A 9,543-nucleotide genomic window follows, 5' to 3' on the forward strand; every position below is an offset into this window, starting at 1 on the left:
GTAGCGCATTAGCTGATAGCTGATAGCTGATAGCTGATAGCTTACCTAAATTATAAATTTTTCCGTGATACTTATATCTCCCAATTTTAATCTGACACTGAATCGTTCCTCTGGTTGGCAACTGAAATCAATTTGGATCTTGTCGTTAGTTTTTCCAGCTTGAGCTTTCATACAAGAATTTCCCGATTCATCGAGTAAATTTACCTGCAAATCTGGTGGTAAATACATTGAATCACCCGCAGGATATAGCCGCATAAAAATATCAATATCTTCAGTATCAGGAGGTTGGAAATTCACTTGCAGCAGCAGGACTACCCCTTGACCAGCTAAGTCCATTAGCTTGGCTCGCATTGTTGATCTGTCATTACCTCTTAAAGCCTGTATGCTCGGTTCTTGCTTGGAGCGCCGCTTGATACCTAACTCCGATCCTCTGAAGGCAGTAACCGTTTTGAAACTAGACCTGTACCTATACTCAGGTAAAAGTGATGGTGGTGGTTGCCAATCTGCCTGAAATATTTCTTCAAACCATTGGGTTACCCTCACCGATTTCTTAATCCAATCAATCTTGTCAATTAGTGTATCGAGAGATTCAAGCTTTTCTAGGGGTAAAGGGTCTAGGGATTTAGCGATCGCATGATACGGAGCAAATCCCAATAACTCTACCTGGTCTAATTGCTCACTGAACTGCACTGCCACATAACCAATCCGGTCTTCGGTCACTTCTAGTGGCACGTTCAAGGCTGACTGACCTGGTAGCACTGGACGACATTCCAATTTACCAATGTTGGGCAAAACCAAATCAGCTACATCCAACAATACTCTTAAACCCGGATTCCAACAATCACTTTGAGCAAGATTAGTTGGAATCTTGAGCCATTTAAGATAGTTTTTAACAGCATAAACTGCTAAAGTATTGAGATAGACGTGTTTTCCCTTCCTAGGGGTGGCTTGTTCAGCAGCAAACTGTGCTGCATAACTATGAGCGTATGGGCTAATAGAAACCTTAATGTTAGTTGATTCTGTAATAGTCATGGTTGATATCCAAACGTTTTACCAATATCTTGCAGCTTCGGCAGGCATTTTTTCTTCCAGTGAGAGTAGAGAGTTTGTTGGTTAGCGTTAAATTCTCTAGCAATGTCAGCAATTCTCTGGGGTGGTTCTTGTACTAGCAACCGCATTGCTAATAACTGACAATTACATTTGGGATATTTGCGGGGATGACAACCGATTAGTTTCCCATCTGGATCGTTTTTAATTTCTTCGAGAATCCCTTGACTTAGACGCTGGCGTTCAGCTGTCTGGATTGCTTCAATGTAATCATCCAGTCTACTCAAGGAAGGTCTAGGGTCTGGCAACCGGTCTTCTAGAGTCCTTGAATCCTCGTCACTGTTACCGATCGGTTGATTAGTGCTAATCCTTGGATATTTACTATCTGAGATATATAAATCTCGGATGCGCCAGCGTAAATATCCGTTGATCCAGGTAACTAAGCTTTTTTCAACGGAGGTTGAACTTGGCTCAAACTGGTACAGATTGCGGATGACCCATTCCCAGGTTCGATTTAACGCCTCTAGATAGTCTACGTGGGAAGATTTGTAAATGCCAGGTAGATTTTGAATAACGCTCAGGAGACGATTCAAGGCTTTCTGCCGCTCAGGACTTCGGTCTGGGTAGCGGGATACTGCTTCAATTAGGTTTCTTAGGATTTGATCCACAGGAGTCTTTTTCCCCAGCTGCCCTGCCTTTGGCTGCCATAGTTGAGCAACACCAATGGAGCGGTCGCAAACCAGGATACGAGAGTCTACATGGGTGAATTTTAACTGACTTTTAACTAACCAATTAAACTCCCAGTAGCTGGTATGACTGCTGATAGGCTGGATGCACCCTGATACATTAACCACCATTGTTAATCCTCTCGATTGCTTACCCGTAGTTGTTCTACCAAGCCTAGATAACTCAGAGGCTGGCTTTGGGTCATTGACCAGTGGGGAAGTTGGTAATGGTGGTTCACTATCATGACTAGTACTGTTTTGAACTCTCTATGTACTTATCAGCCCTAGCTGAGCATTTTATGAATCCGATTTTTGGAACCCGAGCCGGTTGACTGAAAAAACTCTCCTGTGTGTTACTGCTATGTAAACAGCCCAAGAAGCCTTCTTGACTCAGCCTTCTCAAGATTAGGCTGAGTTTGTGATAATATTGTGAGGTCTCTACAGTCAAGTCTCTACCGTCTTGTTTCTACTGAGATTTAGGAAGCTAGCTTCACAGAGTATAATTTTTTGTTTTTACCTGAATTCCCCATAAGCAACTCTCCTATGATTGAGTATTTGTATTCTAGGAAATAGTTTAGTAAAAAAATAACACTTTTTTGCTAGATGATATATACCTTGTGGCCAACTTAATTTTTAAGTCTTTAAAATTCTTGATTGCTGACCTTGAAAAATCTTTTAATTTAGTCCTGTCTTCCCGATTCCTTATTTCCTACTCCCTACTCCGAAGCTCCGAAACTCGGAATCTCCCCTGCTTTGGAAGCTCCCCTGCTTTGGAAGCTCCCTTGCTCCCCGTGCTCTAGTCACCAGGGATTTGATATAACCCCCTTGGGTGGAAGAGCTGAGTTCACCCTGATGGGAAAGAATAGCGCTAGATAAAAACCATGATTTTATCAGCAATTTTGCCCTTGCCATTAACAAATTTTCTGTATAAGGTGCTATACTTTAATATATGAAAACTGTTTTGGTGGTAGAAGATAGCGTAACAGAAAGACAGTACCTAACTCGCTGTTTGCAACAAGCGGGTTTGGGGGTTACTGGCGTGGCTAGTGTAGAGGAGGCTCGGGAAAAATTATCTCACCATACACCAGATTTAGTGGTTTTAGATGTAATTTTGCCTGGTCAAAGTGGTTTTGAGTTTTGTCGAGCCCTGAAAGTTAATCCTCACACTAGCCAGATTCCTGTGGTGATTTGCTCCACCAAAGGTACTGAGGTGGACAAAATTTGGGGAAAGATGCTGGGGGCTGATGCCTACTTAGCTAAACCAGTGACTCCAGAAGAACTGCTGTGTACCCTAGAGGAGCTGATTCAATAGTTAGGGTTTGTTGACTGTTAACCGTTGACCGTTAAGTGTTAACCTAGGACAATTCTGGATTCCCCCCACCTCCAGACTCTTCCTTCACTTACGGACTCTTCTCTTTTTAAACTGGATCGGTCTTGCAAGGCGAGGTTGTATGATACTTGCGCACCGTTGCCACTACTTTTTGATTGTCGATTGGTTTGCTAAGGAAATCAGTGGCCCCAACGATTCTGGCTCTTACCCGGTCTACAATACCATCTTTAGCAGTCAGAATAATCACTGGTGTATTGGCAAACATTGACACCCGGCGGATCTGGGCGCACATTTCGTAGCCATTAACAATCGGCATCACCAAATCCAAGAATATTAAATCTGGCTTATGCTTGAGTAGCAAAGGTAGAGCTTGGATAGAGTCTTGGATTCCTAAAAATCGATAACCTGCTGATTGAATCACTTCCTTCATAATTTTACAGGTTTGGGGGTGATCATCAATACAGACTATTAATGCCTGATCAGACTTCTTCTGGGATTTTGGGGTTTGGGATTTTGGGGTTTGGGATTTTGGGGTTTGGGATTTTGGGGTTTGGGATTTTTGGCTACTAATGCCTGCCTTGGCGGGGATATCTACAAATTTGGGAGCGCTCAAGTCAGGCACTTCTACTAGTTCAATCAGTTGTTTCTTAATATAAGGATAAAGCGATCGCATCAGCAGTAACAGATCTCGTTTGAGCAGGGCTGCTATATCTCGCAGGGTGCGCTTACCGTTGATTAACGTTACCAGATTTTTGTAGGTAGCCACTGAGGTTTGCTGTTGCAAAACCGACTTTTGCAACAGCACCGGTGCATAGTCAGGAGAAACACCCTCCCAACCCATTTCTGACCACTGCTGCCAGACCTGTTGAACTTGCTTGATAGTTGGTTCTAGCTCTAACATCCACGTTTGTGGCAAAATCCCCTGCATAGAGGGACGTATTCCCAACTGGGCATTGAGCAAGAAATTGTCAGGCTTCTTTACCCTAGTTTCAATCGCGTTTGAGGACACAGAACCATTACTGGGTTGAATAAGGGTTTGGTCCGGAGAAACTAAGGTTAGGCTCTGGAGGATATCAAACAATATTTCTGCCACAATGCCTTGAATTACAACCACCGTCTGTTGAGGGTTGATCATTCGCTTCCGTGCTAACAGCACCATCAACTGGTAGTCCCAACAGGACCCTGGCTCTATCTTTTTCAGGGCAATCCGATTAGGATTAACCTCAGGACAATGATAGATTATCTGCCGACGCCAACGCCTAGTGGGATGAACACTGCCAGATGCCCATACCAAACGCCCATAGCTCAAGTAGAGGCTCCATTGCTGAGCAGTTGACACCTTCAGATCCAGTCGGCCAGTAAATTTTTCGTGACCGTAGCGTACTAGCTTAGAACTCAAGCTATTAAAGGTAGATTCAACCCTGGTTTTCATTGGCCCATAAATTCACGCAATTCTAAAAACGTGAGCATTCACTCTAACCAAAATTAAAAATTATTACAAATCAAGCGATTAAATACCAAGTAATTGTATTTATCATAAATTTTTGATCATTTCGATAGTAACTTGGTGTGATGAGCAAAGAGCAGATTTCCAAGACAAGCAAAATTTTACAATTAGCTAAACAAGGAAACCCAAAAGTCATCGCTGCCATGCTGAATCATAAACTTCAGCACGAAGGTATTATAGCTAAAGTTAAACTATACGATAGCTGTTTATTGGTTTTACTGGAAGCAGACCCCGCTCCTAAGCCAGGAGCCGTGGTAAGATTTATCTACCACACAATCAGCAAGCTAAAACCAAACTCAATTGATACCGTCAAAATTTTGGGGCGTAGCCTAACCGAGAAACAACCAGCATGGCGCAAACAAATTAAACTAGAAAGCATTCCGGTGGTGCTCGACTTATCTACTTGGCTAGAGTCAGGCTCAACGGTGAGAACTAATCAAGTTCATTATCCTGTCTCCTGGCAGAAAAATGAACATAATTTCCAGGGGAATCAAGCTCAATTACCTCTGGCTACCTCCGTTAAGGTCAGTGTTGATGCCCAACTTCCCCCCCAGGAGAAATTTTTGCGCTTCCAGGTAGGGTCTGGCAATGGGGCTTTGTTACAGGTAAACTACATCCAAGCAATTCTGAATGTGTCGGTTGCTGAAATTTTGCCAATTCCCCATACTGCCGATAGTGTGATTGGGATTTACAACTGGCGTAGTGAAATGCTGTGGTTGTTAGATCTAAACTATCTGCTAGGATTTCCTGCTGTTTGGCAACCCAAGTACATCTCCAGGACAAAAATCATGGTGATTGTACTTCAAGTCAACAGCAAACTGCTGGGACTGGTGGTTTCACAAGTGGAAGAAATAGAACAGCACCATTGGGAAAACTTACAACCCCCTGATCGATTATTGCCCCTCAGATTTGGACACTTTGTCAAAGCCTATCTTCCCGAAGCTAGTAGTATTATCTTAGATGCCCAACGAATTGTCCAAGCAGCAGTTGATATAAAGTATGAAGTATAAGTAAAATTTACGACTCTAGACAGATGTCAGAAGCACAATGGGATGATAATGATTCAGAACTGCTATTAGAAAATCACAATCTCCTCAAGGAGAATACTCCGCAATTTTTTAACTCTGCTCGCCCTAACCTAGAGGGATTTAAGGTTAACCTAGACAGGCTAAAAACTGATCTAGAGCAACGCCGAAGGGTAGATAAGTTAGACCTGAAAAAAAATTTGGAGCAATTTGAATCCTTTGGTCAGGAGGTTGAGCAGTTTACGGCAGGGGTGAATCTGGAAATTCAGCAATTGAAGCTTAGCTACGAAGAGGCACTCCAACAACAGTTCCAAGCCCAGCATGAAAAATTGTTAGAGCTGAGCAGATTAATGAGTGAAGCTGGGGACTGGGAAACCTTACTAAACAATACAGTCAATGGGGTTCAACATCTAAGCCTTGCCGAGCGGGTGTTAATTTATCGCTTCAATTCTGCTCGCACCGGAATAGTTTTGGCAGAAGCCGTAGAACGGGGGTGGACTCCTGCGGTCGGGGAAACCCTAGATGCTACTGCTTTTGGGGCTGACTTGTCCACAGAGTATTTGCAGCAGTCAAGGGTAATTATCGATCACGTCAGCAATGATTCGGTCACTCCCTACCAACTCCAGCTGCTGGATAAATTTCAAGTTCAATCGAGTCTCAGCTTATGCTTGCCCGTATCGGGGAAAGCTTGGGGTTTGTTGGTCCTGCAGCAATGCCTGGTACAGACAAACCAAGACAGGTCGGTTCCATCCTGGACTCCACAACAGATTAATTCCTTTCAAACTATTGCCACAGAACTATCCCTTCACCTAACTACCCACGAGTTACGCACTCAGTTGCAACAGCAGCAGGCGCGGGAGGCAACTGTGGCGAAAGTCATTAACAAAATCCGCCGTTCTCTGGATATCAAGACTATTTTCCAGACCACTACTCAAGAAGTGCGACAGCTGCTCAACACTGACCGAGCCGTTATCTATCGCTTTAATCCCGATTGGAGTGGTGAATTTGTAGCAGAGTCTGTGGCTGGAGGCTGGATTTCTTTGCTTCAGAGCCAGACTCATAGTCCAACCCTAAGGGCTGATATCAGCGCATGCAGCATCCAACAATTGGCTACTCAACCAATTAATCAGGTCGATACTTATCTTCAAGAAACCCAGGGGGGTTCCTATAGTAGGGGGGAAACCTACCGGGTGGTGGAGGATATCTACAATCAGGAGTTCACCCCTTGTTATCTTCAAGTGCTAGAAAGTTATCAGGTCAGAGCTTATGTGATTGTAGCTATTTACCAGAATGAAAAACTCTGGGGATTATTGGCTACCTATCAAAACTCTGATCTCAGGCAATGGCAGGAGTCAGAGGTTAGCTGGATGCTAGAGATTGCAGCTGAGTTAGAAGTAGCATTGCAACACTCTGAGCTACTGGAGGCACAACGGTTAAAGTCTGAGGAATTACATCAAGCAGCAGAACGGGAAAGAGTATTGACTAAGGTCACGGATAAAATTCAACAATCCCAAGACCTACGCACTATTTTTAATGTTACCACCAACGAAGTTCGTAAACTCTTAGGGGTTGACCGTGTTACGATATATCGCTTCAATTCTGATTGGAGTGGCTCCTTTGTTGCTGAGTCGGTGGCTAGTGGCTGGAGCTCTCTAATCCAGGAACAGACTAATAATCCCCTCATCAACAAAAATATTAGTGAATGTATCGTGAAAACGGTGGCTGGAAATACCCCTGAGCAGTTTAGCCAGCAAGCCCCAACCATCCGAGATACCTATCTACAAACCATCCAAGGCAATCTCTCTAGCCAAGACAAACCCTTCTGGGTGGTTAGTGATATCTACGAAGGGGATTTTTCAAGTTGTTATATCGAGCAGCTAGAGCGATATCAGGCCAGAGCCTATACTATTGTGCCAATTTTCCAAGGGGATAAGCTGTGGGGTTTACTGGCTGCTTATCAAAATTCTGAGCCTAGGGATTGGCAAGGGGAAGAGATTAATTGGATGGTTCAGATTGCGGCTCAGATCAGTATACCCTTGCAGCGAGCTGAGTATTTGGAACAATTGCGGACGCAATCCCAAAAACTAGCAGAATTAGCATCACAGGAAAAGGAGGCTAGGGAATTATTCCAACAGCGTGCTATTGATTTGCTTACAGCTGTCCGACCTGCTCTAGACGGTGACTTGACCGTTAGAGCTCCGATTACCAATGATGAACTTGGGACTATTGCAGATGCTTACAACAACACCATCCAGAGTTTACGGGAAATTGTGATCCAGGTACTCTCAGCTTCTGTCAAAGTCGCTGAAACTGCTACACAGAGTGAAGCAGCAATTACTAAAGTTTCCCAAGAAGCCCAGCATCAGTGTCAGGAGTTGACCCAAGGGATTGATCAAATCCAGAGCATGGTTAACTCTACCCAAGCCGTAACCGCTAGCGCCCAATCCATCGACCGAGCTGTGCAAGAGGCAAACCAAAAAGTAGCATCGGGGGAGACAGCTATGAACCGCACAGTGGAGGGAATTCTAGGAATTCGGGACAGTGTGGAGGAAGCCAGCCACCAAATTAGACAGTTAAGTCAATACTCCCAAAATGTTGACCGGGTATTGAATTTGATTAGTGATTTTGCCACCCAAACCCAGCTACTCTCCCTCAATGCTGCTCTCGAAGCCACCAGGGCTGGGGAGTATGGTAAAGGATTTGCGGTAGTAGCTGATGAGGTGCGCTCCTTAGCTCGACAGTCGGCCAAGGCAACTACGGAAATTTCTAATTTAGTTGCTGAAATCCGCACTCAGACCCGAGAGGTGATTAAAGTGACCGAAGTGGCGATCGCTCAGGTTAATACTGGCACGGAATTGGTAGAAGAAAGCAAGGGCAATCTAAATGCGATCGCATCAGCTACTGGTGAGATTAGCCAGTTAGTTGCAGGCATTACCCAGGCAACCCTAGCCCAACTGGAACAATCACAATCGGTCACCCAAACCATGAAAGAAGTTGCCACCATATCCACCAATACTTCTGAAGACTCTACCGAGCTTTGGGAGTCCTTCAAGGAATCCCTCACCACCATCAAAAATCTACAGGCAGCTGTTGAGCGGTTTACCGTGAACTAGTTATAGTGCTACGGGTGGGGAGTGTCGGGAGTGTGAGGAGTGTGGGGCGGCGGCGCGGGGAGTGTTAAAAGCCTGATCAGCTACTGGCGTGGTTTTCGCCACCAGCAACTATAAGGTAAATTCAAGTTTTTTACCCCGACTCCCGACTCCCGATTCCCGACTCCCGACTCCCGATCCCCTACTCCCTAAAAAAATGTCAACTATTGATCCAGAAACCTATCAATACTTTCTAGGCGAAGCCCAGGACTTGCTGCAAGTTATTGAACAAAATTTGCTGGCTTTGACACCGAACAAGCCAAAAAACCAACTTTATGACTTAATGCGAGCCACTCATACCCTGAAAGGCGCAGCTGCTAATGTCCGGCAAGACACCATAAAGAGTGTAGCACATTATCTCGAAGATGTCTTCCGGGCAATGTTAGCCCCTGAGGCAACCATTGATACAGAGCTAGAAACACTACTGTTTGAAGGATATCAGTGCCTGAGGATGGCACTGACCGCTGAAATGACCGGGGAGTTGAGCAAGAATACTGAGATTATCAACCGAGCTGCAGGGGTGTTTGCTAAACTGCAAGCTAAATTAGGAGATTGCTTTGACTATCAAGCCTCTCTACCCACATCAGCAGAACTTGGGTTTGATATTGTCCAATCTATCTTTGAAGTAGGAGTCAAGCAACGCATTGATCACCTAGCTTCCTTGTTGAAGGTTGGAAGTTCTGAAGGGTTACAGGTTGGCAGGTTGGATGTTGAAAGTTCTGAAGGGTTACAGGTTGGCAGGTTGGATGTTGAAAGTTCT

At 44.5% G+C, this 9,543-nt stretch carries 7 protein-coding genes; 4 read left to right on the forward strand and 3 right to left on the reverse strand.

Translation table 11 applies throughout. The annotated features are described in order from the left end of the window. Positions 1 to 45: 45 nt before the first annotated feature. Together F6K38_RS29310 and F6K38_RS29315 are read right to left on the reverse strand one after the other, a co-directional pair. A complete protein-coding gene (locus F6K38_RS29310; protein ID WP_008187601.1) occupies positions 46 to 1,032 on the reverse strand; it encodes a DUF1822 family protein in 987 nt (328 codons plus the stop codon). After that, on the reverse strand, positions 1,029 to 1,904 hold the full coding sequence (locus F6K38_RS29315) for a hypothetical protein (protein WP_008187603.1): 876 nt from the start codon (positions 1,902 to 1,904) through the stop codon (positions 1,029 to 1,031). The genes F6K38_RS29310 and F6K38_RS29315 overlap by 4 nt, the downstream gene beginning before the upstream one ends. Before the next feature lie 817 nt (positions 1,905 to 2,721). Between F6K38_RS29315 and F6K38_RS29320 the strand changes: the two genes are divergently transcribed. Continuing rightward, positions 2,722 to 3,084, forward strand: a complete 363-nt coding sequence (locus tag F6K38_RS29320) for a response regulator transcription factor (RefSeq protein ID WP_008187608.1) — start codon at positions 2,722 to 2,724, stop codon at positions 3,082 to 3,084. A 106-nt stretch (positions 3,085 to 3,190) separates the two neighbouring features. Here the strand turns inward: F6K38_RS29320 and F6K38_RS29325 are convergent, their stop codons facing one another. Continuing rightward, positions 3,191 to 4,534, reverse strand: a complete 1,344-nt coding sequence (locus F6K38_RS29325) for a response regulator (RefSeq protein ID WP_008187610.1) — start codon at positions 4,532 to 4,534, stop codon at positions 3,191 to 3,193. 140 nt (positions 4,535 to 4,674) lie between these two features. Here F6K38_RS29325 and F6K38_RS29330 point away from each other — a divergent pair, with 140 nt between their 5' ends. The 3 genes from F6K38_RS29330 to F6K38_RS29340 all read left to right on the forward strand — a co-directional run. Continuing rightward, entirely contained in the window at positions 4,675 to 5,619 is a 945-nt protein-coding gene (locus tag F6K38_RS29330; protein ID WP_008187613.1) for a chemotaxis protein CheW, read from the forward strand. Between the two features lie 23 nt (positions 5,620 to 5,642). Next, positions 5,643 to 8,747, forward strand: a complete 3,105-nt coding sequence (locus tag F6K38_RS29335) for a GAF domain-containing protein (protein WP_008187615.1) — start codon at positions 5,643 to 5,645, stop codon at positions 8,745 to 8,747. Positions 8,748 to 8,835: 88 nt separating this feature from the next. Beyond that, positions 8,836 to 9,543, forward strand: a 708-nt coding sequence (locus F6K38_RS29340; RefSeq protein ID WP_287358592.1) for an Hpt domain-containing protein, incomplete at its 3' end; no start/stop codon positions are given.

Source organism: Moorena sp. SIO3B2 (assembly GCF_010692525.1).
GTDB classification, from domain to species: Bacteria; Cyanobacteriota; Cyanobacteriia; order Cyanobacteriales; family Coleofasciculaceae; genus Moorena; species Moorena producens.